Source organism: Ancylobacter sp. VNQ12, assembly GCF_049445835.1.
Classification (GTDB): Bacteria; Pseudomonadota; Alphaproteobacteria; order Rhizobiales; family Xanthobacteraceae; genus Ancylobacter.
Window position 1 is genome coordinate 87,432 of sequence record NZ_JBMSDU010000012.1, and the last position, 22,381, is coordinate 109,812.

Annotated in this window: 20 protein-coding genes; 9 read left to right on the plus strand and 11 right to left on the minus strand. The window is 66.7% G+C overall.

The genetic code is table 11. The features are described from left to right. Nucleotides 1-31: 31 nt before the first annotated feature. Nucleotides 32-985, plus strand: coding sequence for a hypothetical protein (locus tag ACO2RV_RS16260; protein WP_423294847.1), 954 nt, complete (start codon nucleotides 32-34; stop codon nucleotides 983-985). A gap of 13 nt (nucleotides 986-998) precedes the next feature. Here ACO2RV_RS16260 and rpe read toward each other — a convergent pair whose 3' ends face one another. The 8 genes from rpe to ACO2RV_RS16300 form a co-directional block, all read right to left on the minus strand. Then, on the minus strand, nucleotides 999-1,670 hold the full coding sequence (rpe, locus tag ACO2RV_RS16265; RefSeq protein ID WP_423294849.1) for a ribulose-phosphate 3-epimerase: 672 nt from the start codon (nucleotides 1,668-1,670) through the stop codon (nucleotides 999-1,001). Between the two features lie 80 nt (nucleotides 1,671-1,750). After that, nucleotides 1,751-2,689 (minus strand): CbbX protein, encoded by a 939-nt coding sequence (gene cbbX / locus ACO2RV_RS16270; protein WP_423294851.1) that lies wholly within the window; start codon nucleotides 2,687-2,689, stop codon nucleotides 1,751-1,753. A gap of 200 nt (nucleotides 2,690-2,889) precedes the next feature. Then, nucleotides 2,890-3,309 (minus strand): ribulose bisphosphate carboxylase small subunit, encoded by a 420-nt coding sequence (locus ACO2RV_RS16275; RefSeq protein WP_423294853.1) that lies wholly within the window; start codon nucleotides 3,307-3,309, stop codon nucleotides 2,890-2,892. A gap of 133 nt (nucleotides 3,310-3,442) precedes the next feature. Next, entirely contained in the window at nucleotides 3,443-4,912 is a 1,470-nt protein-coding gene (locus ACO2RV_RS16280; RefSeq protein ID WP_423294855.1) for a form I ribulose bisphosphate carboxylase large subunit, read from the minus strand. A 92-nt stretch (nucleotides 4,913-5,004) separates the two neighbouring features. Continuing rightward, nucleotides 5,005-6,090 (minus strand): class II fructose-bisphosphate aldolase, encoded by a 1,086-nt coding sequence (gene fba, locus ACO2RV_RS16285; RefSeq protein WP_423294857.1) that lies wholly within the window; start codon nucleotides 6,088-6,090, stop codon nucleotides 5,005-5,007. Between the two features lie 15 nt (nucleotides 6,091-6,105). Further along, nucleotides 6,106-8,061, minus strand: coding sequence for a transketolase (tkt, locus tag ACO2RV_RS16290; protein WP_423294924.1), 1,956 nt, complete (start codon nucleotides 8,059-8,061; stop codon nucleotides 6,106-6,108). Nucleotides 8,062-8,153: 92 nt separating this feature from the next. Next, entirely contained in the window at nucleotides 8,154-9,029 is an 876-nt protein-coding gene (locus tag ACO2RV_RS16295) for a phosphoribulokinase (RefSeq protein ID WP_423294859.1), read from the minus strand. 13 nt (nucleotides 9,030-9,042) lie between these two features. Then, the gene (locus ACO2RV_RS16300; RefSeq protein ID WP_423294861.1) at nucleotides 9,043-10,068 is read right to left on the minus strand and encodes a class 1 fructose-bisphosphatase; all 1,026 of its coding nucleotides are present in this window, start codon (nucleotides 10,066-10,068) and stop codon (nucleotides 9,043-9,045) included. 183 nt (nucleotides 10,069-10,251) lie between these two features. Between ACO2RV_RS16300 and ACO2RV_RS16305 the strand changes: the two genes are divergently transcribed. Further along, nucleotides 10,252-11,193, plus strand: a complete 942-nt coding sequence (locus tag ACO2RV_RS16305) for a LysR family transcriptional regulator (protein ID WP_423294863.1) — start codon at nucleotides 10,252-10,254, stop codon at nucleotides 11,191-11,193. A gap of 179 nt (nucleotides 11,194-11,372) precedes the next feature. Here the strand turns inward: ACO2RV_RS16305 and ACO2RV_RS16310 are convergent, their stop codons facing one another. The 3 genes from ACO2RV_RS16310 to ACO2RV_RS16320 form a co-directional block, all read right to left on the minus strand. Then, nucleotides 11,373-13,580, minus strand: coding sequence for a molybdopterin cofactor-binding domain-containing protein (locus ACO2RV_RS16310; RefSeq protein ID WP_423294865.1), 2,208 nt, complete (start codon nucleotides 13,578-13,580; stop codon nucleotides 11,373-11,375). A 5-nt stretch (nucleotides 13,581-13,585) separates the two neighbouring features. Beyond that, nucleotides 13,586-14,044 carry a (2Fe-2S)-binding protein gene (locus ACO2RV_RS16315; RefSeq protein WP_423294867.1) on the minus strand — a complete coding sequence of 153 codons (459 nt, stop codon included), beginning with the start codon at nucleotides 14,042-14,044 and terminating at the stop codon, nucleotides 13,586-13,588. A 145-nt stretch (nucleotides 14,045-14,189) separates the two neighbouring features. Then, complete coding sequence (locus tag ACO2RV_RS16320; protein WP_423294869.1) at nucleotides 14,190-14,846, minus strand: TetR/AcrR family transcriptional regulator; 657 nt, start codon at nucleotides 14,844-14,846, stop codon at nucleotides 14,190-14,192. Between the two features lie 154 nt (nucleotides 14,847-15,000). Here ACO2RV_RS16320 and ACO2RV_RS16325 point away from each other — a divergent pair, with 154 nt between their 5' ends. From ACO2RV_RS16325 to ACO2RV_RS16355, 7 genes are all read left to right on the plus strand, one after another. Continuing rightward, the gene (locus ACO2RV_RS16325) at nucleotides 15,001-16,080 is read left to right on the plus strand and encodes a putative urea ABC transporter substrate-binding protein (protein WP_423294871.1); all 1,080 of its coding nucleotides are present in this window, start codon (nucleotides 15,001-15,003) and stop codon (nucleotides 16,078-16,080) included. Nucleotides 16,081-16,315: 235 nt separating this feature from the next. After that, the gene (locus ACO2RV_RS16330; RefSeq protein ID WP_423294873.1) at nucleotides 16,316-17,134 is read left to right on the plus strand and encodes an ABC transporter permease; all 819 of its coding nucleotides are present in this window, start codon (nucleotides 16,316-16,318) and stop codon (nucleotides 17,132-17,134) included. Continuing rightward, the gene (locus ACO2RV_RS16335) at nucleotides 17,135-17,983 is read left to right on the plus strand and encodes an ABC transporter ATP-binding protein (RefSeq protein ID WP_423294875.1); all 849 of its coding nucleotides are present in this window, start codon (nucleotides 17,135-17,137) and stop codon (nucleotides 17,981-17,983) included. 5 nt (nucleotides 17,984-17,988) lie between these two features. After that, nucleotides 17,989-19,302, plus strand: a complete 1,314-nt coding sequence (locus ACO2RV_RS16340) for an NtaA/DmoA family FMN-dependent monooxygenase (protein WP_423294877.1) — start codon at nucleotides 17,989-17,991, stop codon at nucleotides 19,300-19,302. Between the two features lie 98 nt (nucleotides 19,303-19,400). Beyond that, nucleotides 19,401-19,949, plus strand: a complete 549-nt coding sequence (locus tag ACO2RV_RS16345; RefSeq protein WP_423294926.1) for a flavin reductase — start codon at nucleotides 19,401-19,403, stop codon at nucleotides 19,947-19,949. Between the two features lie 403 nt (nucleotides 19,950-20,352). Beyond that, nucleotides 20,353-21,339: an ABC transporter substrate-binding protein gene (locus ACO2RV_RS16350; protein WP_423294879.1), complete on the plus strand. Its 987-nt coding sequence runs from the start codon at nucleotides 20,353-20,355 to the stop codon at nucleotides 21,337-21,339. A gap of 238 nt (nucleotides 21,340-21,577) precedes the next feature. Further along, entirely contained in the window at nucleotides 21,578-22,381 is an 804-nt protein-coding gene (locus ACO2RV_RS16355; protein ID WP_423294881.1) for an ABC transporter permease, read from the plus strand.

A 22,381-nucleotide genomic window follows, 5' to 3' on the forward strand; every position in this document is an offset into this window, starting at 1 on the left:
GGCGGGTGCAGTCCAGTTCGGGAGTTGAGTCATGGAAAAGCACGAGCCATCGCTGGAGGAAGCCAGGTCCGGCGACGAGATCGCGCCGACGCAGGCGGCCGACAGCCCGGCGGTCGCACATCATGCCGGCCCCCGCCCCGCCGCACCGCACCGCGCCAAGGGGCCGCCGCAGGAGCCCGAGGCCTTCCGCCGCTGGATCGACATCGAGCGGCTCAAGGTCGACATGCGCCGGCTGGATGTCGAGACCAAGCGAATGGAAATCGAGGCGCAGCGCCCGTCGGCACCGGCCGCGCCCGCGCCGCGTGCCACCCATCCACTGCTGGCGGCCGTGCTCGGCGCTGTCGCCGCGCTGCTGATCGTGCTGCCCGGGTTCGGCCTCTACCAGGTGCTTTCGCTGCGAGCCGAACTCGGCACGCTGCGCACGCAGATCGAGGAGTTGCGCGGCGCCGTCGCCGCTGTCGACGACAAGGCCGCGATCGCCGCGGAGGCCGCTTCCGGGCCGGCCCGCGTCGCCGCCCTGCCGCAGAGCGAGACCGCCCCGCCCGCCGCCTCCGCCCCGATAGCGCCGACGTCCGTCGCGACGGTACCTGTCGCCCCCACGCCGGCGGCGAGCGAGCCGCCATCGGCGGCAGCCGCACCGGCCGCCGCACCCGAGCCGCCCGCCAAGCCCGCTGGTCTCGGTGCCGGCTACATTGTGCGCATGTTCGCCCCCACGGGCAGCGTGCCGGCCGCGAAGGTGGAGCAGTTCACCGGCATATTGAAGTCGGCGGGCTTCGAGGTGCTGGTGTCGGACGCGGGCGTGTCGAACCCGACCAGCAACACGCTGTCCTACAACGCCGCCAGCGCCGACGTCGCCAACAAGCTGGCGACGCTGGTACAGAACAAGCGGCCCGCACTCGACCTGGAACTGCGGACCTCGCCCTCGATCCCCGACAGCGCCAAGCAGATCCTCATCCTCAACATGACCGAGGACGCGCTGCGCTGAGCGACGCCGGCGCTCACGCCGCCACGCGCACCTTCTCGCTGGCGGCGCGGATGGCGGAAATGTTGCCGCGATAGGCTTCGCGCCCGCCCTTGAACACCGCCGAGCCGGCGACCAGCACATCGGCGCCGGCGGCGGCGCAGAGCGCGCCGGTCTCCGGGTTCACCCCGCCGTCGATCTCGATATGAATCGGCCGGCCGGCGATCATTGCGCGCAGGCGGTGCACCTTGGGCAGCACGTCGGCGATGAAGGCCTGCCCGCCAAAGCCGGGATTGACCGTCATCGGCAGGATCAGATCGACCTTGTCCAGCACATAGGCGACGGCGCTCTCCGGCGTCGCCGGATTCAGCGCCACGCCGGCCTTCTTGCCGAGCGAGCGAATCAGCTGGAGGCAGCGGTCGAGATGGTGCGTCGCCTCGGCCTGCACGGTGATCACATCCGCCCCCGCCTTGGCGAAGGCCTCGATATAGGGCTCCACCGGCTCGATCATCAGATGCACGTCGAACACCTTGTCGGTGCAGGGGCGGATCGCCCTGATGACATCCGGCCCGAAGGTGATGTTCGGCACGAAATGCCCATCCATCACGTCGAGATGGATCCAGTCGGCGCCGGCGGCCACCACATCGCGCACCTCCTCGCCGAGGCGGGAGAAATCGGAGGCGAGCATGGAAGGGGCGATGAGCACCATGGAAATCTCCTTATACATCGCGCGAACTGAAGCGCCGCCCCCTCTCCCCTATGGGGAGGGGAAGATTCAGCGCCGTTCGATCACTTGAGCGGCGGATAGCTGTCGATGCCGCCGGAGAACACCCGGCTGGAGAGAATGTCCTCGGCCTCGATGGTCACGAGGTCCTTCGCCGTCACCGGCCGCTCGCTGGCGAACAACCGATTGGCCTGGCGCAGCCGGGCGCGGTCGAGCGCATTGCGGATCGAGCGGCCATTGGCGAAATGCGGTTGAGCCATACGCAGCTCGACATAGCGGTGGAACGCCTCCGCCGCCGCCGGGCTGAGCGCATAGTTCATGTCGCCGAGGATGCGCCCGCCGATCCCTTCCAGTTCCTCGCCGGAATAGTCGGGGAAGTCGATATGGTGGGCGACCCGCGAGCGGAAGCCGGGATTGGCGGTGAAGAAGCGCTCCATCCGGTCGGCATAGCCGGCGAGGATGACGACGAGATCGTCGCGCTGGTTCTCCATCACCTGCAAGAGGATCTCGATCGCCTCCTGCCCATAGTCGCGCTCGTTCTCCGGCCGGTAGAGATAATAGGCCTCGTCGATGAACAGCACCCCGCCCATGGCGCGCTTGAGCACTTCCTTGGTCTTGGGGGCGGTGTGGCCGATATACTGGCCGACCAGATCGTCGCGGGTGACGGTGACCAGATGGCCTTTGCGGACATAGCCGAGCCGGTGGAGGATCGCCGCCATGCGCAGCGCGACGGTGGTCTTGCCCGTCCCCGGATTGCCGGTGAAGCTCATATGCAGGGTCGGGCTCACCGCCTGCAGACCGAAGCGGGAGCGAGCACGGTCGACCAGCAGCAGCGCGCCGATCTCGCGCAGCCGCTGCTTCACCGGCCCGAGGCCGACGAGATCGGCGTCGAGTTCCTGCAGGATGCCGGCGAGCCCGCTCTCAGTGAACTCGGCGCGCAGGTCGATCGCCTCGGGCACCGGCTCAGTGGCGGCAACAGGCGGGCTGTCGATGACGGCGTCCATGGCAATGGCTCCCGCTCGCATGGAAGGAAAGGGGGACCGACTCCGGGCGCGGCATTCCAGAGTCGGTCCCTCGCGGCCGGGGAGGAAACCGAGCGGCCGCGATAGTTCCGTCGGGGGAGTAAGGGGAGACCGACGGATTTCAGCAGCGTTTTCGAGCGGGGCGGATACCGTCCCGGCAGGAGAAAACGCGGAAGGCGAGGCTAGTAGCGCGCACCCTCCGGGCGGTTCGCCGCATAGGCGCGCGTGGTGTAGCGGATGGCGCGACCGTCGACTTCCTGGCGCTCCAGCGCGAAGCCGGGCTCCTCGGCCGGACGGTCGGCGATGAAGGACAGGCGCAGCGATTCCCAGCCATGGGTGGGATCGAAGGCGCTGACACGGATGTAGTGTCGGCCCTTATAGGCCTTGCGGCACTCGTTCAGCTCGAACATGACGCCGGCGGCGTCCTTCACGTCGAACATCGGCATGCCCCACATCTCCCAATAGGTATTGCGAGGGTGCGGGTCGTCGGTGAACTCGATGTTCACCGCCCAGCCCTTGTCGATGCAGTACTGCACCTGCTTGGCGATCTGCGGATCGGTGAGGTCGGGCAAGAAGGAGAAGGCTCCCTGGGTGATGCGCATGGTGGTGTCTCGCTCTCGTCATCCCGGACGGCCACAGGCCGGGCCGGGATCGGATTCAGGAAGGGAGCGCCCTTGCGGCTTGCGATCCCGGATCACGCCTTTGGCATGTCCGGGATGACGCTCCCGAACGAAGTCATTCCGCCGCGGTCGCCTGCGGCACGAAGTCGGGCGTGTCGGTGGAGGTGTAGTTGAAGGTGACGTCCTTCCACGTCTCCAGTGCCTGCTTCAGCGGCAGGCAGTGGCGCGCGGCCTCCTTCAGGATCTCCGGCCCCTCGTGCAGGATCTCGCGGCCCTCGTTGCGGGCGAGGATCATCGCCTCCAGCGCGACGCGGTTGGCGGTGGCGCCGGCCTGGATGCCCATGGGGTGGCCGATGGTGCCGCCGCCGAACTGCAGCACCACATCCTCGCCGAGCAGGTCAATGAGCTGGTGCATCTGGCCGGCATGAATGCCGCCGGAAGCCACCGGCATCAGCTTGCGGGTCGAAGCCCAGGGCTGGTCGAAGAACACGCCATGGGCGAGGTTCGTCGGCACGAAGTCCTCGCGGCAGATGTCGTAATAGCCCTTGGTGGTGTGGGGGTCGCCTTCCAGCTTGCCGACCACCGTGCCGGCATGGATGTGGTCGACGCCGGCGAGGCGCATCCACTTGGCGATGACGCGGAACGACACGCCATGGCTCTTCTGCCGGGTATAGGTGGAGTGGCCGGCGCGGTGCAGATGCAGGATCATGTCGTTGCGCCGCGCCCACTTCGCCATGGACTGGATCGCGGTGTAGCCGATCACCAGGTCGATCATGACGATGTTCGAGCCGAGGCTCTTGGCGAAGTCGGCGCGCTCGTACATGTCCTCCATCGTGCTGGCGGTCACGTTGAGGTAGGTGCCCTTGATCTCGCCGGTGGACGCCTGCGCCTTGTTCACCGCCTCCATGCAATAGAGGAAACGCTCGCGCCAGTGCATGAAGGGCTGCGAGTTGATATTCTCGTCGTCCTTGGTGAAGTCCAGCCCGCCCTTCAGAGCCTCATAGACCACGCGGCCATAATTGCGGCCGGACAGGCCAAGCTTGGGCTTCACCGTGGCGCCGAGCAGCGGACGGCCGAACTTGTCAAGTCGCTCGCGCTCCACCACGATGCCGGTGGCCGGGCCGTCGAAGGTCTTCACATAGGCGACCGGCAGGCGCATGTCCTCGAGGCGCAGCGCCTTGAGCGGCTTGAAGCCGAACACATTGCCGATGATCGAGGCCGACAGGTTGGAGATCGAGCCGTTCTCGAACAGATCGAGGTCGTAGGCGATGTAGGCGAACCACTGGCCGGGCGAATTCGGCACCGGATCGACCCGGTAGCACTTGGCGCGGTACTTGTCGTGCGCCGTCAGGCGGTCGGTCCACACCACGGTCCAAGTCGCCGTCGAGCTTTCGCCGGCCACCGCCGCGGAGGCCTCGATCGGGTCGACGCCGTCTTGCGGGGTGACGCGGAACAGGGCGATGACGTCGGTGTCCTTCGGCTCGTAATCGGGCTCCCAATAGCCCATCTTGCGGTATTCCATCACGCCGGCGCTGTAGCGGCTGCGCGGCTTCTCGGTGGAGACGGTCTTGTCGATCGCGTTCATCGATCTCACTCCTGTGGCGTGCCCGTCGGCGCCGTGCGTCGGCACGCTCCGGACTGTTCCCTTGATGTGTTTCCCGCCGGAGGCGGGTTCGTTCATTCCGCCGCGACCCTTGCGCCGCCGATCACCGGATCGAGCACACCCGAGGCGTAGCGCTTGGCCATTGCCGCGAGCGGCAAGGGCGTGATCTTGGAAGCCTGGCCTGCCGTGCCGAACTGCTCGAAGCGCTCGCGGCAGAGGTCGCGCATCGCGTCCATGGCAGGCTTGAGGAATTTGCGCGGGTCGAACTCCGACTTCGAGCCCTGCGCGACCTTGCGGAAATGCGCGGTCATGGCGAGGCGGCAATCGGTGTCGATGTTGACCTTGCGCACGCCGTGGCGGATGCCGCGCACGATCTCCTCCACCGGCACACCCCAGGTCTGGGGCATCTCACCGCCGGAGGCGTTGAACAGGTCCTGCAGCGCCTGCGGCACCGAGGAGGAACCGTGCATGACCAGATGCACGTTCGGCAGCCGGCTATGTATCTCCTCGATCACATGCATGGCGAGGATGTCGCCATCCGGCTTGCGCGAGAACTTGTAGGCACCGTGCGAGGTGCCCATGGCGATGGCGAGTGCGTCGACCTTGGTGCGGGCGACGAAATCCACCGCCTGGTCGGGATCGGTCAGCAGCTGGTCGTGGCTGAGTGCACCTTCCGCGCCGTGTCCGTCCTCCTGCTCGCCGGCGCCGTGCTCCAGCGAGCCGAGCACGCCGAGTTCGCCCTCGACCGAGGCGCCGACCCAGTGGGCGGCATCGACCACGCGGCGGGTGATGGCAACGTTGTAATCGTAGTCCGCCGGCGTCTTGGCATCCGCCATGAGCGAGCCGTCCATCATCACCGAGGTGAAGCCGTGCTGGATCGCCGACAGGCAGGTCGCCTCGTTGTTCCCGTGGTCCTGATGCATGCAGATCGGGATCGAGGGGTACATCTCGGTCAGCGCCTCGATCATCCGCGAGAGCATGATGTCGTGGGCGTAGGAGCGCGCGCCGCGGCTGGCCTGGATAATGACCGGCGCGTCGACCGCATAGGCTGCCTCGAGGATGGCGAGGCCCTGTTCCATATTGTTGATGTTGAAGGCGGGGACGCCGTAGCCGTGCTCGGCCGCGTGGTCGAGAAGCTGGCGAAGGGTGATGCGGGCCATTGGCTTTCCTCCGGCTCAGGCGCAGGTGAGGATGTCGCAGACGGCGTCGACCACCCCTGCGGGCGTGATGCCGAAATGCTCGTAAAGCTCGGGTGCCGGCGCCGAGGCGCCGAAGCCGTTCATGCCGACGAAGCGTCCGCGTTCGCCGATCCAGCGATCCCAGCCGAGCCGAGCGGCGGCCTCGACGGCGACGCGCGGCGCCGTGCCGAGCACCTGCCGGCGATAGTCCGCGCTCTGCTTCTCGAACAGCTCCCAGCACGGCATGGAGACGACCGCCGCATCGACGTCGCGCAGGGCCAGCATGTCCGCCGCCTTGAGCGCGATCTCGACCTCGGACCCCGTGGCGAGCAGCGTCACGTCGCGCCGGCGCTTCGGCTTGCGGATGACATAGGCCCCGTAGCCGGTGAGGTTCTCGTCACTGTGCTCGGTGCGGAAGGTCGGCAGGTTCTGCCGCGACAGCGCCAGCACCGAGGGCGTCGTCTCCGCATGCAGCGCAAGCTGCCAGGCCTCCAGAGTCTCCACCGCGTCGGCGGGACGGAACACGTTGAGGTTCGGCGTCGCCCGCAGCATGGCGAGGTGTTCGACCGGCTGGTGCGTCGGCCCGTCCTCGCCGAGCCCGATGGAATCGTGGGTCAGCACATAGACAACGCGCTGGCCCATCAGGGCGGAGAGCCGCATGGCGCCGCGGGCATAGTCGGAGAACACCATGAAGGTGCCTCCATAGGGGATGAAGCCGCCATGCAAGGCGATGCCGTTCATCACCGCACCCATGGCGTGCTCGCGGATGCCGTAATGGATGTAGCGGCCGGCATAGTCGCCGGGAGCCACCGAGCCGAGCCCCTTGGTGAGGGTGAGGTTCGAATGGGTGAGGTCCGCCGAGCCGCCAATGGTGAGATCGGTGGCCGCGTTGATCACGCCGAGCGCCATCTCCGAGGCCTTGCGGCTGGCGACGCTGGGCGTCGTCGCAGACAGCTCGCGCTTGTAGGCGGTGAGCTTCTCGTCGAAATCGGCCGGCAGTTCGCCACTGAGGGCGGCATTGAAGTCGGCGCGGCGCGGCGCGGCGGCAAGCCGCTTTTCCCAGGCCTCGCGCGCGGCGCGTCCGCGCGCCGCCACGCGCTGCCAGTCGGCGCGCACGCTGTCGGGTATCTCGAAGGGCGGATGGTTCCAGCCGAGCCGGGCCCGTGCACCTTCGATCTCGGCCGCACCGAGCGGGGCGCCATGGGCGCCTTCCGTGCCGGCCTTGGTCGGCGCGCCGAAGCCGATAGTGGTGCGGCAGGCGATCAGGCTCGGCCGGTCGGACGCGCGCGCCTCGGCAATGGCGTCGACCACGGCGTGGTAGGCGTGGCCATCGACGGAGGCGACATCCCAGCCGGCGGCGCGGAAGCGGGCGAGTTGGTCGGTCGAGGTCGAGAGCGTGGTGCGCCCGTCGATCGAGATGCCGTTGTCGTCCCACAGCACGATCAGCTTGCCGAGCTTGAGGTGCCCGGCGAGGTCGATCGCCTCGTGCGAGATGCCTTCCATCAGGCAGCCATCACCGGCGATGACATAGGTGTGGTGATCGACGAGTTCGTCGCCGAAACGGGTATTCTGCATGCGCTCGGCGAGCGCCATGCCGACCGCCGTGGTCAGCCCCTGGCCCAGCGGGCCGGTGGTGGTCTCCACGCCCAGCGTGTGGCCGTGCTCGGGATGGCCGGCGGTGATGGCGCCGAGCTGGCGGAACCGCTTGATCTCCTCGATTCCCATATCGGCATAGCCGAGCAGATGGTGCATCGCGTAGAGCAGCATCGAGCCGTGGCCGGCGGAGAGAATGAAGCGGTCGCGGTCGGCCCAGTCGGGCCGCGACGGATCGATCTTAATGAAGCGGCTGAACAGGGCGGTGGCGACATCCGCCATGCCCATCGGCATGCCGGGATGGCCGGACTTGGCGCGTTCCACCGCGTCCATGGCCAGCGCCCGCAGCGCGTTCGCCATGTCGTCGTGAGCGATCTCGGTGACGGCCTCCGGCGCGTCGGCATCCCGGAAGGCCTGGTCGTTGGGTCGGATGAGCATGATGTTCTCCCGGCTCACGCGGCGCGCCGCTTCTTGTCGACGAGGTTGAGGATCATCGGGGTGAGGATGAGCTGCATCGCGATGTCGAGCTTGCCGCCGGGGATCACGATGGAATTGGCGCGGCTCATCCACGAGCCCTGGATCATCGAGAGCAGGTAGGGAAAATCGATCCCGCGCGGGCTCTTGAAGCGGATGACGACGATGGATTCGTCGGCTGTGGGTATCCACCGCGCGATGAACGGGTTCGAGGTGTCCACCGTCGGCACGCGCTGGAAGTTGATGTCGGTATGGGTGAACTGCGGGCAGATGTAGTTCACGTAATCCGGCATGCGACGCAGGATGGTGTCGGTCACCGCCTCGGTGGAATAGCCGCGATGCGAGCGGTCGCGATGGATCTTCTGGATCCATTCGAGGTTGATGACCGGCACGACGCCGATCTTCAGGTCCGCATAGCGCGCGACATCGACATTGCCGCTGATCACCGCGCCGTGGAGGCCTTCATAGAACAGCAGGTCCGTGGGCGTCGGGATCGGCTCCCAGTCGGTGAAGGTGCCGGGCGGGCCGCCATATTCCTCCGCCTCCTTGGCGTCATGAACATAGTGGCGGGTCTGGCCGCTGCCGGTCACCGAATAGGAACGGAAGGTCTCCTCCAACTCCTCGAACAGGTTCGAATCGGGGCCGAAATGGCTGTAATGGTTGTTTCCGCGCGAGGATTCCTCGGCCATCATCTCGCGCATCTCGGCGCGGTTGTAGCGGTGGAAGGCGTCGCCCTCGATATAGGCGGCGACCACGTTCTCGCGGCGGAAGATCTGCTCGAAGATGCGCCGCACCGAGGTGGTGCCCGCGCCAGAGGAGCCAGTGACGGAAATGATGGGGTGATGGATCGACATGGGTCCTCTCCCCTCAGGCGCGCAAGAGGCCGCGCCGGCCGAACAGCGGCGAGCGCTCCGGCATGGCGGCCGAATCATTGTGGTAGCGTGCGATGCGCTCGACTTCGGCGCGCGAGCCAAACACCAGCGGCACGCGCTGGTGCAGATGCGTTGGCTCGAGTTCAAGGATCGAGGTTACGCCGTCGGTCGCGGCGCCCTGCGCCTGCTCCATCAGGAAGGCGACCGGGTTGGCCTCGTAGACCAGCCGCAGGCGACCCTGCTGGTAGCCGCGCCGTGCATCGCCGGGATAGAGATAGACGCCGCCGCGCACCAGGATGCGGTAGGCATCCGCCACCATCGAGGCGACCCAGCGGGTATTGAAATCCTTGGCGCGTGGCCCTTCGAGCCCGGCGCGGCAATCGTCGACATAGGAGCGGACGGACAGGTCCCAGTGCCGCTCGTTCGAACCGTTGATGGCGTATTCCGCGGTCTCGGGAACCACCAGCGCGCGCTCCGTGGCGAGGACGAACTCGCCCGAGGCACGGTCCAGCACGAAGAGTTGCGTGCCCGCACCGACGGTCAGCACCAGCGCCGTCTGCGGCCCGTAGATCAGGAAGCCGGCGGCGAGCTGGCGCGAGCCGGACTGAAGCAGCGCGTCGGGGCCGGTATAGGGCAGGATCGAGAAGATCGTGCCCACCGTCATGTTGCTGTCGATGTTCGACGAACCGTCGAGTGGGTCGACCGCTATGGCGAGCGTACCGCTGGGATCGAGCAGTTCAGCGACCTCCGCCTCCTCCGATCCGAGCAGGGCGACCGGCGCTGCCTTCAGCGCCTCGCGCACCAGATCGTCGGCAATGACGTCGAGTTCCTTCTGGCTGTCGCCATCCTCGTGATAGCCGCGCACCGTGGCGAGGCTGCCGGCAAGCGGGCCGGCGGCAAGCAGTTCGGCAATCTTGATGCCGGCGCCGGTCAGCGCGTTCACGCTGGCGGCGATGTCGCAGCGCAGATCATTCGTCTCCGACCACCGTGCGAGGTGGTCTCCCAACGTCGGGCGTCTCATTGGCGTTTCCCCAGTGACAGTGAGGGCTTTTTGCCCTTTGGCGTGTCGTTTCCGTTAGGCCTTCGAGTGGGGGACCCGAAGCGGCGGACGCCTGTTGTTGTGAACACAGTGCCCGAGTTGCAGGCGTAAGGAAATTCGAATATTCTTTCCTAGTTATTCAATTAAACTGAACTGTAATGCCAAATGCGTAATGCCACCCTCAAGCAGATGCGCGCCCTCGCGGCCATCGTCGAGACCGGCACGGTGACGGCGGCGGCGAAGAAACTCAACGTCACTCCGCCGGCGGTGACGATGCAGGTACAGCAGCTGGAGGAGCATCTCGGCCTGCCCTTGCTGGACCGCGCCGGCGAGCGCTTCCAGCCCAGCGCGGCGGGGCGCGAGGTGCTGGCGGCGGTCGCCCGCATCGAGCAGGCCATGGCCGATTGCGGCGCCGCGCTCGACGGCATGAAGGGGCTGAAGTCCGGCCATGTCTCGGTCGGACTTGTGTCGACGGCAAAGTATTTCGTGCCGAACGCGCTCGGCGCCTTTGCCCGACTGCATCCCGGCATCGACATCGCCCTCGTCGTCGGCAATCGGGAGGAGATGATCGCGGCGCTGCGCGGCGATTCCATCGACCTCGCCATCATGGGTCGTCCGCCGCTCGACATCGAGGTCGACAAGAGCCCGATCGGCGAACATCCCCATCTCATCATCGCGCCCGCCGGCCACCCCTTGCTGGGGCGCCGGATCAAGGCGTCAGCTCTGGCCAATGCGAGCTTCCTGTCGCGCGAGCCCGGCTCGGGCACGCGCGGGCTGATGGAGCGCTTCTTCCAGGAAGCCGGCATCGAGCCGCGCATAGCCATGGAGATCGGCTCCAACGAGACCATCAAGCAGGCGGTGATGGCGGGGATGGGCCTTGCCTTCATCTCCGCCCACACCATCGCCGCCGAGGTGGCGGATGGTCGCCTCGCCATGCTCGACGTCGAGGGCCTGCCGGAAGTCCGGCAATGGTTCGTGGTCAAGCGCTCGGCCAAGCGCCTCACCCCGCCGGCCACCGCGCTCACCGAGTTCCTCGCCCGGCGCGGACCGGAATTCCTGCCGCAGCTCAGCCCACCATCGCACGCGACGGCAAAGCAATCGGTTTGAGAGTGCCGTCGAGGCAGCAGAGGCCGACCCGCGTGGCCCGCACCGTCAACGCCCGCGACCGCGCGGTGTTCGATGCGCCGGCGGGGGCGATGCGGGCGATCGGCAGTTGAGAGGACGAAGCAAGCGAGCAAAAGAAAAAGGCCGGCTTGCGCCGGCCTTTAGAGGCGTTCAGCGAGAGCTCACGCCTTGAAGTCTTCCAGCTTGAACGGCAGCGAGCGCAGCCGCTGGCCGGTGGCATCGAAGATGGCGTTGGATAGTGCCGGGGCAACGCCCGGCACGCCCGGCTCGCCGATGCCGGTCGGCGCGTTGGCGGAGGGCAGGATGTGTACCTCCACCTTCGGCATCTCCGACATGCGCAAGGGAATGTAGCCGTCGAAATTCGACTGCTCGACCACGCCCTTGTCCATGGTGATCTCGTCGTGCAGCGCCGCGCCGAGGCCGAAGCCCACGCCGCCCTCGACCTGCGCGGCGACCACGTCCGGATTGACGGCGATGCCGCAATCCACCGCGCACACCACTTTGTCGACCTTGATCTGGCCGTCCACTACCGAGACGTCGATCACGCTGCCGACCACGGTGTTGAAGCTTTCATGCAGCGAGAGCCCCCGCCCCTTGCCTGGCCCCGGCTTCGAACCCCAGTTCGCCTTTTCCGCCAGCAGCTTCAGCACGGCGGTGTGGCGCGGCTTGTCCTTCAACAGCTCCAGCCGGAACTCCACGGGATCGCGGCCGGCGGCGCGCGCGAGCTCGTCGATCACCACCTCCACCACTTGCGCGGTGTGGGTATGGCCGACCGAGCGCCACCACAGGGTCGGCACCTTCGAGGCGGTGGTGTGCAGGTCCACCGCGAAATTGCCGATCTCGTAATTAGTGTCGGCAGCGCCCTCGACCGAGGTCCCGTCGACGCCGTCCTTGATGATGAACGCCTCGAAAGGGGTGCCGACGATGAAGGACTGGCCGACGATCTGCTGTTCCCAGCCGGCGATCTTGCCGTCGGCGGTCAGGCCGGCGCGGACCTTGTGGTAGAACATCGGCCGGTAGAAGCCGCCCTTGATGTCGTCCTCGCGGGTCCAGACGAGGTGCACCGGCGCCTTGCCGTCGATGGCTTTGAGGATGGTCGCAGCCTCGGCGACATAGTCGGCCGGCGGGTTGGCGCGGCGGCCGAACGAGCCGCCGGCCCACAGCGTCTCGATCTTCACCTGCTCGGGCTTCAGCCCCATGATGCCGGCGGTGACCGCCTGCTCGATGGTCTGGAACTGCGAACCGGTCCAGATGGTGACGCCGTCGCCGGTCTTCTCGATCACGCAGTTGAGCGGCTCCATCGGGGCGTGGGCGAGATAGGGGAACTCGAACTCCACCTCGATGGTCTTGGCCGCGCCAGCGATGCCCTTGGCCGCGTCGCCCTTGCGGGCGGCCGGTTTGCCGGGCCCGGTGGCGAGCTTCTTGTAGGCGTCCATCAGCTCGGTGGTGCCGCGCATCTCGGCATCGGCCTCGTCCCAGACGATGCTGGCGAGCGCGTCCCGCCCCTGGATCGCCGCCCAGGTATTCTCGGCCAGCACGGCGATGCCGTTGGGCACCGCCACCACCTCGACCACGCCCGGCACCTTCTTCGCCGCGGTGGCGTCGAAGCTCTTCAGCTTGGCGCCGAAGCGGTCCGGACGGCGCAGCACGGCGGTGAGCATGCCCGGACGGCGGATATCTAGCGCGTAGATCGCCTTGCCGTCGGTCTTCTCGGCCGAATCGAGACGCGGCAGGCGCGTGCCGATCAGCTTGAAGTCCTTCGGGTCCTTCAGCGTCACCTCGGTCGGCACCGACCGCTTGGCAGCAGCCTCGGCGAATTCGCCGAAGGTACCGGAGTGACTGCCGCTTTTCAGCACGCCCTTGTCGATGGTGACGCTGGCGGCCGGCACGTTCCACTTCTCGGCCGCGGCGGCAATCAGCATCTGCCGGGCGGCGGCGCCGGCCTTGCGCAGCTGTTCCCAGCTATTGGCGACCGAGGTCGAGCCGCCCGTGCCCTGGATCGGGCCGAACAGCAGGTTGTTGTAGAGCTGCGAATCGGCCGGGGCGAAGGCGGCGCGCATCTGGCTCCAGTCGGCGTCGAGTTCCTCGGCGACGATGGTGGACAGGCCCGTGGTGACCCCCTGCCCCATGTCGAGATGCTTGATCAGCACGGTGACCGTGCTGTCGGGGGCAATGCGCACGAAGGCATTGGGCATCGGCGCGTCGGTCATGGCGGCGGCAAACGCCTTGCCCGGCTCGAGATGCAGGCCGATGACGAGCGCACCACCGACGGCGGCGATGCCCTTCAGGAAGCCGCGGCGCGAGGGCGCCACCGGCTCGCCGAAGCTGGCCAGCATCTTGCGGTATTGGTCCGGCTTGATGATGTGCATGGCGCTCACGCGAGGTTGGAGGCAGCTTCGTGGATCGCCGCCCGGATGCGCTGATAGGTGGCGCAGCGGCAGACATTGCCGTCCATGGCGGCGTCAATGTCCGCGTCGGTCGGCTTGCGGTTGTCGCTCAGCAGGCCCACAGCCGACATGATCTGGCCAGACTGGCAGTAGCCGCACTGCACGACGTCGAGCTTACGCCACGCCGCGACCACCGCCTGGCCGACCTCGCCGCCAGCGACGACGCCTTCGATGGTGGTGACGTTCTTGCCCTCGACGTCGGACAGGAAGGTCTGGCACGAGCGGACGGGCACGCCGTCCAGATGCACCGTGCAGGCGCCGCACAGCGCGGCGCCGCAGCCGAATTTGGTGCCGGTGAGACCGACGACGTCGCGAAGCGCCCAAAGCAGCGGCATATTGCCGTCCGCCTCGATGGTGCTCTCGGCTCCATTGAGTGTGAATTTCATGTTCGAGCCCTCTTCATCAGGGATGAGGAGGCGCAACAGGATAGACGATCCCCTTCGCTTCCCGGCGAGAGGACGGCAGTCGAATGCGCTCCAGTGTTGAGGCTAGGCTATCATGACGGACATCATCTAATCACCAATCGGTGAGCTATATCCGTGCGTTTACGGCTTTTTGCGTCGCGCCCTCCGCGACGCCGAGCATGACGCGCACCAGATCGGCGAGGTCGCGGATGTCGTCCGCGATGCGCTGGTCGCGGCGGCTGGCGGAAGCGTAGAAGATGCCGTCGAGCATCAGGCCGATGCGCCGGGCGGTGCGCGAGACATCGACCGGACCGAATCGGCCGGCCTCGATGCCGCGCCGCAGCGCGCCTTCCAACAGCTTCTTCTCGCCGTCGTAGAAGCCGGCGATCAAGCCGTCGATCTCCTCGTCGCGGATGTTGGAGTTGGCGTAGTCCGACATCAGCTTCACCATCTGCTCCAGCGTCCGGGCCAGCTCGATATGGGTGTCGAGCCAGGCGAGGATCTCCGCCAGCGGGTCGAGCCCGGCGGCTCGGCGCGCCTCATAGCTGGCGCCGAGTTGCTCGATCGCATAGCCCAGCGCCCGGCGGACCAGGTCGTCCTTGTTGTCGAAATAGTGGTAGAGCAGCCCGACATTGATGTCGCAGGACTGGGCGATGTCGCGCACGGTGACGATGGAATAATGCCGCTCGGCGAACAGCCGCAGCGCCTCGTCGAGGATCATCGTCCGGCGCTCGGCCGGTTGCAGGCGCTTGCGCGCGGGCCGTTCGGCCGCAATGGCGGTCATCGTGATTTCCTCCGTAAAAGTACGGAATTTTTTGCCTTGCCTATGTGCTAGCCGTGCCCATTTGTTGGGCTTGCAGCCGATATTAAGTACCCGTTTAATAGCCTGGTCCAGTACGTCAAGCGACCCACCCGCCCCGCGACCAGGAGCCCCGTCTATGAAGCGCGTCCTCAGGGCAGCCGCCCTTTTCGCCGGCCTGACAGCCGTCGCCCTCGCCGGCGCGCCCGGCTCGGCGCAAGCTGCTCCCAAGAAGAGTTTCAAGGTCGCTTACACCGTCTATATCGGCTTTATGCCGTTCGCCTATCTGAAACAGTCCGGCATCATGAAGAAATGGGCGGACAAGTACGGCATCGATGTCGAGATCATTCAGGCCAACGACTATGTCGGCTCGGTCAATCAATTCATCGCCGGCGAGATCGACGCGGTCGGCGTGGCTTCCATGGACGGACTGACCATGCCGGCCGCGGGTGGCGTCGACACCTCGGTCTTCCTCATCACCGACTATTCGAACGGCAACGACATCGTCCTGTCGAAGACGGCAAAGAGCGTGAAGGACTTTGCGGGGCAGGACGTCTACCTGCTGCAATATTCCGTCTCGCACTATCTCTTGAACCGCGCGTTGCAGAAGGACGGGGTCGATCCGGCCTCGGTCAAGACGGTGAACATCTCCGACAGCGAGGTCTCCGCCGCCTTCGTCTCGCAGCCCGACATGAAGCACGCCGTGTCGTGGAAGCCGCTGACCGAGGACATGATGAAGGTCGCGGGTACCACCAAGCTGTTCGACAGCTCGGGGATTCCGGGTGAGATCATGGACGTGTTCATCGGCAAGACCGACGTGCTGAAGGACAATCCGGACTTCGCCAAGGCCGTCGTCGGCGCCTGGTATGAGGCGCTTGCGATCCTCAAGCAGGGCGGGGCGAAGGCCGAGGAGATGCGCGCGGTGATGACCAGCGCCATGGGCACGGATGCCGGCGGCCTGCAGTCGCAGCTCGACACCACCCACTTCTTCTACACGCCGGGCGAAGCCTATGCCTTCCTGACCTCGCCCGAAAACGAGAAGATCTGGAACAGCATCCGCACCTTCTGCTTCGAGCAGGGCCTGTTCGGCCAGGGTGCGACCAGCGTCGACACCATCGGCATCGAGGTCGCCGACGGAACCGTGCTGGGCGACAAGGCCAACATCAAGTTCCGCATCAATGCCGGCTTCACCAAACAGGCCGCCGACGGGAAGCTGTGACGCGGAACGCACCGGCTCGCTGTAGCCGGCGCGTCCGTCGCAAGAACCCGAGATCGCTCCACAAAGCGCCGTCATCCTGAGGTGCGAGCGGAGCGAGCCTCGAAGGATGGGATTTGAGCGCAACTGACGAGCATCCTTCGAGGCCCGGCCGCAGGCCGGGCACCTCAGGATGACGGTCATCGTGGGGGACGGGCACCGGCTCCCGGATGACGAGCGCCAAACGGAAGGCCCGCGCATGCGCCGCATCATCAACTACGCGCCCCGCTCCGGTGCACGGATCATCCTCGCGGCGCTGCCCTTCGTCGCGGTGCTGGCGATCTATCTCATCGCCTCCAATGCCCGGCTCGCGGTCGAGCCCACCGACAAGCTGATGCCCGCCTTCGCCACCTTCTGGGCGACGCTGGTGCGGCTCGCCACCACGGTCGATATCGCCACCAAGCAGTATCTGTTCTGGTGGGACACCTGGCTCAGCCTGCAGCGGCTGTTCCTCGGCCTCGGCATCTCGGCGCTGCTCGGGCTGGTGCTCGGCATCGTGGTCGGCTTCATCCCCTATCTGCGCGCCACCTTTGAGCCGTTCTTCGCCGCCTTCTCGCTGATCCCCCCGCTGGCCGTGCTACCGATCCTGTTCATCCTGTTCGGCCTCGGCGAAGTCTCGAAGATCGTGTTGATCGTGTTCGGCATCGCCCCCTTCATCATCCGCGACGTGATGCTGCGCGTCGCCTCGCTGCCGAACGAGCAGATCATCAAGGCGCAGACGCTCGGCGCCAACACCTGGCAGATGATATCCGGCGTGGTGCTGCCGCAGGTGATGCCGCGCCTCATCGATTCCGTGCGCCTCTCGCTCGGGGCGGCATGGCTGTTCGTCATCGCGGCGGAGGCGATCACCGCCGAGGGCGGCCTCGGCTACCGCATCTTCCTGGTGCGGCGCTATCTCGCCATGGACGTGATCCTGCCCTACGTCGCCTGGATCACGCTGCTGGCCTTCCTCATGGATTACGGCCTGCGCCGCCTCACCGCCGCCGCCTATCCCTGGGACCGGATCAAGGCGGCCTGAATGACCACCATTTCAATCGAGAACGTCTGGAAGGAATATGAGGACCGCGTGGTGCTGGAGCGGGTCAATCTCGCGCTCGCCGACCACGAATTCCTCGTCATCATCGGCCCGTCGGGCGTCGGCAAGACCACGTTGCTGCGCCTGCTGCTCTCGCAGGAGACGCCGACCCGCGGACGAATCCTGATCGACGACGAGCCGATCGCGGAGGAGCCCACCGCCGATCGCGGCGTGGTGTTCCAGCGCTATTCGGTGTTCCCGCACAAGACCGTGCTGGGCAATGTGATGCTCGGGCCGCAATGGGCCGGCGCGCCGATTCTCGGCCGCTTCTTCGGCGCCCGCCGGCGGGAGCTGGAAGCCCGCGCCATGGGCCTGCTGGACCGCGTCGGCCTCGCCGATTCCGTGCACAAATATCCCGCCCAGCTCTCCGGCGGCATGCAGCAGCGCCTCGCGCTGGCGCAGGCGCTGATCATGAAGCCGAAGGTGCTGCTGCTCGACGAGCCGTTCGGCGCGCTCGACCCCGGCACCCGCAAGTCGATGCACCAGCTGGTGCGCGAATTGTGGGAGGAGAACGCGATGACCATCGTCATGGTCACGCACGATCTCTCCGAGGCGTTCCTGCTCGGTACCCGCGTCATCGCCGTCGACCGCCCGCGCAACGACCCGCAGGCGCCCGAGCGCTTCGGGGCCACCATCGCCTCCGACTTCGAGGCCAAGTGCCGGATCGTGCGCGAGTCCCGCCGCTTCGAGACCGAGCGCGAAAAGCTCCGCCTCACCCTCGTCTCCGCCGATTCCACCCTGCATTCCCTGCCCGACGGCCCCTCACCCGTCAGGGCGCTCGTGAAGGACTGACCGCAATGGCCGACAAGCGCTTCCACCTCGCCTGGTTCATGAACTTCACCCCCGATGAATGGCGCGAGCCCTTCGGCCAGGGCGGCAATCCGTGGGACGGCCAGTTCTACATCGAGATGGCGCAGGCCATGGAGCGCGCCTGCTTCGATCTCATCATGATCGAGGACAAGCTCATGGTGCCGGAGACCTATGGCGCCTCGCGCGACCTCTCGCTCAAGCATGCCATGATGGTGCCGAAGGCCGATCCCGCCCCGCTGGCGGTCGCCATGGGCATGGCGACCAAGCATCTCGGCGTGGTCGCCACCATGTCGACCATGGCCTACCCGCCCTTCATGCTGGCGCGGCTGTCCTCCACCATCGACAGCCTGACCAAGGGCCGCTTCGGCTGGAACGTCGTCACCTCGGCCGAAGACCTGATGGCGAAGAATTTCGGCATGGACAAGCTGCCCCCCCGCGAGGACCGCTACGCCATGGCCGAGGAATATATGGAGGTGGTCGGCAAGCTGTTCGATTCGTGGGAGCCGGACGCGGTGGTGCTCGACCGCAAGAACGGCATTTATGCCGACGGCTCCAAGGTCCACACCATCGACCACAAGGGCACCTATTATCAGGTGCGCGGGCCGCTCAACACTGTGCCTTCGCCGCAGCGCCGCCCGGTCTACCTGCAGGCCGGCGCCTCGCCGCGCGGGCGCGACTTCGCTGCCCAGCACGCCGACGCCATCGTCTCGGTGGCCAATGGCGTCGAGGGCATGAAGGCGTTTCGCGCCGACATCCGCGCCCGCGCCGAGAAGCTCGGCCGCAACCCCGACGACATCAAGGTGTTCTTCTGCATCTGCCCGAGCCTGGGCGAGACCGAGGCCGAAGCCCGCGCCCGCTACGAGAACGTCACCATGTCGGACAATTTCGTCACCGACGTGCTGATCTCCATCTCCGCCATCACCGAGATCGACTTCTCGATCTACGATCTCGACAAGCCGCTGCCGGAGAAGCTCGTCACCAATGGCGAATCCGGCACGCTCGACAAGTTCCAGCAATGGGGTTCGGGCAAGACGCTGCGCCAGTTGGCGGCGGCTGGCGGCGGCGGCCTCGTCTCCTCCATGGAGCTGATCGGCACCCCAGCGCAAGTCGCCGAGAAGATGGGCGAGGCGATGGCCGAGATCGGCGGCGACGGCTTCCTCATCACCACGCCGGTGCTGCGCGTCTCGCGCCGCTACATCGCCGAGATCTGCGACGGCCTGGTGCCGGAGCTGCAGCAGCGCGGCCTCGTGCGCAGCGAATACAAGCACCAGCTGCTGCGCGACAATCTGCGCGAATTCTGAGCCGGAGCGGGGCGGCCTGCCCGCCCCCGTCCGCCCCGCCCACCAGATGAACCGGCCCGGCGCCGGGCGTTTCAAGGGAGACGCAGATGGGACAGTGCATGCAGCAGGCGGCACCCGGGCTCATCCCGGCACCTCAAGCCGAGGATCCCGCGCCGGTGGTCACCAAGCACGAATATCGGGACGCCATGGCCCGGCTCGGCGCGGCAGTAAACATCATTACCACCGACGGACCGGGCGGGCGCCACGGCTTCACCGCCTCGGCGGTGTGCTCCGTCACCGACACGCCGCCGACGCTGCTGGTCTGCCTCAACAAGGGCTCCTCCGCCAGCGCCGCCTTCCATGCCAACGGCGTGCTCTGCGTCAACACGCTGGCGCCCGAGCACGAAGCGCTCTCGAAGCTGTTCGGCGGCGGCACGCCCGTTGCCGAACGCTTCGGTGCCGGCGAGTGGAAGCCGTCGGCGACCGGCGCGCCCATCCTCGCCGGTGCGGCCGCCGCCTTCGACTGCCGCATCGTGCGCACCGTCGAGGTCGGCACGCATGACGTGCTGTTCTGCGAAGTGGTCGGCCTTGCCACCGAGGGCGCGCGCGAGGGGCTGATCTATTTCAGCCGTCGCTACCACGCCCTCACCGGACCGGACGAGAGCTGAGGCGCGGGCGCGGCGTCGCTCGCTTTGCGTGCATCCGCACCCGCAGCGCGCCGGCGCCCCGTTCGGCGCGAGGTTACGCAAGATCGTGCCGGGCCTGAGGAATCCGCGTGGCGGGACAACTCGGCCGGTTACGTGGAAATCCGTAGCGGTGGCACAAGAACGAGCGACATCCGCCCAAAACATGGGCGTGCCTGAATGTTGGTTTCGGCTTAGCGTTCGCACAGCCTCTCGCGCTGGACGGCATGCTCGGCATGAGGAGCTAACTATCTGCCATCAGGTCGGTTTCGCGGTGCTAATGATAGACACTTTAGAGACCGGCCGACCGACGTTTCACCACGCATTTCGCGGCTTCCGGCCCCAGGCGCCGGAGGTCGGGGGTGCCGGCTTCCATGAGGAGTGAACCATGCTGACGACGTCCTTCCGCCGGTACCTCGCCGGCGCCCTTGCCGGAGCCGTGCTCGCGACCGCCGCCGCCCAGCCGGCCTTCGCGGGCAAGATTTCCCTCGGCCACACCATCTGGGTCGGCTACGGCCCGCTCTACCTCGCCAAGGAGCTCGGCTTCTTCAAGGAGAACGGCGTCGACGTCGAGTTCCAGGTGGTCGACGATTCCGCGCTCGCCATGGCCGCGCAGGCCGCCGGCAAGCTCGACGGCACCGCGACCACGCTGGACGAGATCCTGAAGTACCGCTCCGACAATTTCTGCTTCAAGGCGGTGGCGCTGTTCGACGAGAGCCATGGCGGCGACGGCATGGTCTCGCTCAAGGACATCAACTCGCTGAAGGACCTGAAGGGCAAGACCGTCGCGCTGAACGAAGGCTCGACCTCGCAGTTCTGGTTCTCCTACCTGATGAAGAAGGAAGGCCTGCCGCTCAAGGACGTCGAGGTGCTCAACATGAGCGCCGACGCCGCCGCCGCCGCCTTCATCGCCGGGCAGGTGCCGGCCGCCGTGACCTGGGAGCCGAACCTGACGCTGGTGAAGACCAAGAATGTCGGCAAGGTGCTCACCGACAGCGCCGCCACGCCCGGCGTCATCGTCGACGTGCTGGAAATCTCCTGCAGCGTGCTGAAGGATCGCCCGCAGGACGTGAAGGGCTTCGTCGCCGGCCTGCAGAAGGCGGTCGACTACATCAAGGCCAATCCCGAAAAGGCCTACGCCATCATGGCCAAGGGCGTCGGCGGCTATCTTGAGAACCCGAAGGACTTCGCCGACGCCGCCTCGGGCGTGAAGTTCTACGACAAGGCCGCGACCATCGAATATCTCGGCACCCCGGACAAGCCCGGCAAGGTGACCGAGGTCATCACCCTCGGTAACGAGATCTGGACCGACCTCGGCAAGATCAAGAAGCCGATCACCTATGCCGACGTGATCGACCCCAGCTTCACCCAGTGATCTCTCGGGGCGCCCGGTACGCCGGGCGCCCCGCCCTTCGCCTCTGAGTCTGACCCATCGTTGCCGATTGGCTGCCCCGGCGGGTCTTCTCTCCCTCTCCCCCAGGGGGAGAGGGCTGGGGTGAGGGGTCTTCACGCTACCCCCGATGGTGTTCCCCCTCACCGACCCGCTTCGCGGGCCACCTCTCCCCGACGGGGAGAGGAAAAAGAGGGGGCAGACACTTAGCAGTGAGACCGCCATGGCCCGCAAGCGTTCCGTCATCGATCTCTGCCTCACCCCGAAGACCGAGGTTCCGGCCGCCCTGCGTTACGTCGTCTCGACGCTGACCTGGGTCGCCGTCATCGGCGTGTGGTCGCTCGCGACCTATGGCGGATTCATGCAGGACATCTTCCTGCCCTCGCCGACGGCGGTGATAAAGGCGTTCTTCCGCCTGTTCGAGGACGGCACGCTCGCCCAGCACATTTGGGCCAGCCTGCAGGTGGTGGTGATCGGCTTCCTCATCTCCTCCGTGCTCGCCGTGCCGCTCGGCCTCCTGATGGGCACGTTCCGCGTGGTGCAGGCGGGGCTGGAGCCGCTGGTCAACTTCATCCGCTATTTGCCGGTGACCTCCTTCGTGCCGCTGTTCATCCTGTGGATCGGCATCGGCATCGAACAGCGCATCATGGTCATCTTCTTCGGCACCTTCTTCCAGCAGCTCGTCATGATCGCCGACGTCTCGCGCGGCGTCTCCAAAGACCTGCTCAACGCCTCCTATACGCTTGGCGCCTCGCGCCGCGACGCGCTGCTGCATGTGCTCACGCCGGCCTCGCTGCCGGGCATCGTCGACACGCTGCGCATCACCATGGGCTGGGCCTGGACCTATCTCGTCGTCGCCGAGCTGGTCGCCGCCTCCTCCGGGCTCGGCTACATCTCGATGAAAGCGATGCGCGGCTTCCAGGTCGACGTCATCTTCCTCGCCATCGCCGTCATCGGCCTGCTCGGGCTGTTCACCGACACGGTGTTCCGGCTCATCCGCCTGCGGCTCGTGCCGTGGGCGAACTGA

What these genes read in the sequence shown, in the direction of transcription:
- ACO2RV_RS16260 (WP_423294847.1), top strand. Translation starts at nt 32, where the DNA reads ATGGAAAAGCACGAGCCATCGCTGGAGGAAGCCAGGTCCGGCGACGAG.
- rpe (WP_423294849.1), bottom strand. Translation starts at nt 1,670, where the DNA reads ATGGTGCTCATCGCCCCTTCCATGCTCGCCTCCGATTTCTCCCGCCTC.
- cbbX (WP_423294851.1), bottom strand. Translation starts at nt 2,689, where the DNA reads ATGGACGCCGTCATCGACAGCCCGCCTGTTGCCGCCACTGAGCCGGTG.
- ACO2RV_RS16275 (WP_423294853.1), bottom strand. Translation starts at nt 3,309, where the DNA reads ATGCGCATCACCCAGGGAGCCTTCTCCTTCTTGCCCGACCTCACCGAT.
- ACO2RV_RS16280 (WP_423294855.1), bottom strand. Translation starts at nt 4,912, where the DNA reads ATGAACGCGATCGACAAGACCGTCTCCACCGAGAAGCCGCGCAGCCGC.
- fba (WP_423294857.1), bottom strand. Translation starts at nt 6,090, where the DNA reads ATGGCCCGCATCACCCTTCGCCAGCTTCTCGACCACGCGGCCGAGCAC.
- tkt (WP_423294924.1), bottom strand. Translation starts at nt 8,061, where the DNA reads ATGGCGAACGCGCTGCGGGCGCTGGCCATGGACGCGGTGGAACGCGCC.
- ACO2RV_RS16295 (WP_423294859.1), bottom strand. Translation starts at nt 9,029, where the DNA reads ATGTCGATCCATCACCCCATCATTTCCGTCACTGGCTCCTCTGGCGCG.
- ACO2RV_RS16300 (WP_423294861.1), bottom strand. Translation starts at nt 10,068, where the DNA reads ATGAGACGCCCGACGTTGGGAGACCACCTCGCACGGTGGTCGGAGACG.
- ACO2RV_RS16305 (WP_423294863.1), top strand. Translation starts at nt 10,252, where the DNA reads ATGCGTAATGCCACCCTCAAGCAGATGCGCGCCCTCGCGGCCATCGTC.
- ACO2RV_RS16310 (WP_423294865.1), bottom strand. Translation starts at nt 13,580, where the DNA reads ATGCACATCATCAAGCCGGACCAATACCGCAAGATGCTGGCCAGCTTC.
- ACO2RV_RS16315 (WP_423294867.1), bottom strand. Translation starts at nt 14,044, where the DNA reads ATGAAATTCACACTCAATGGAGCCGAGAGCACCATCGAGGCGGACGGC.
- ACO2RV_RS16320 (WP_423294869.1), bottom strand. Translation starts at nt 14,846, where the DNA reads ATGACCGCCATTGCGGCCGAACGGCCCGCGCGCAAGCGCCTGCAACCG.
- ACO2RV_RS16325 (WP_423294871.1), top strand. Translation starts at nt 15,001, where the DNA reads ATGAAGCGCGTCCTCAGGGCAGCCGCCCTTTTCGCCGGCCTGACAGCC.
- ACO2RV_RS16330 (WP_423294873.1), top strand. Translation starts at nt 16,316, where the DNA reads ATGCGCCGCATCATCAACTACGCGCCCCGCTCCGGTGCACGGATCATC.
- ACO2RV_RS16335 (WP_423294875.1), top strand. Translation starts at nt 17,135, where the DNA reads ATGACCACCATTTCAATCGAGAACGTCTGGAAGGAATATGAGGACCGC.
- ACO2RV_RS16340 (WP_423294877.1), top strand. Translation starts at nt 17,989, where the DNA reads ATGGCCGACAAGCGCTTCCACCTCGCCTGGTTCATGAACTTCACCCCC.
- ACO2RV_RS16345 (WP_423294926.1), top strand. Translation starts at nt 19,401, where the DNA reads ATGCAGCAGGCGGCACCCGGGCTCATCCCGGCACCTCAAGCCGAGGAT.
- ACO2RV_RS16350 (WP_423294879.1), top strand. Translation starts at nt 20,353, where the DNA reads ATGCTGACGACGTCCTTCCGCCGGTACCTCGCCGGCGCCCTTGCCGGA.
- ACO2RV_RS16355 (WP_423294881.1), top strand. Translation starts at nt 21,578, where the DNA reads ATGGCCCGCAAGCGTTCCGTCATCGATCTCTGCCTCACCCCGAAGACC.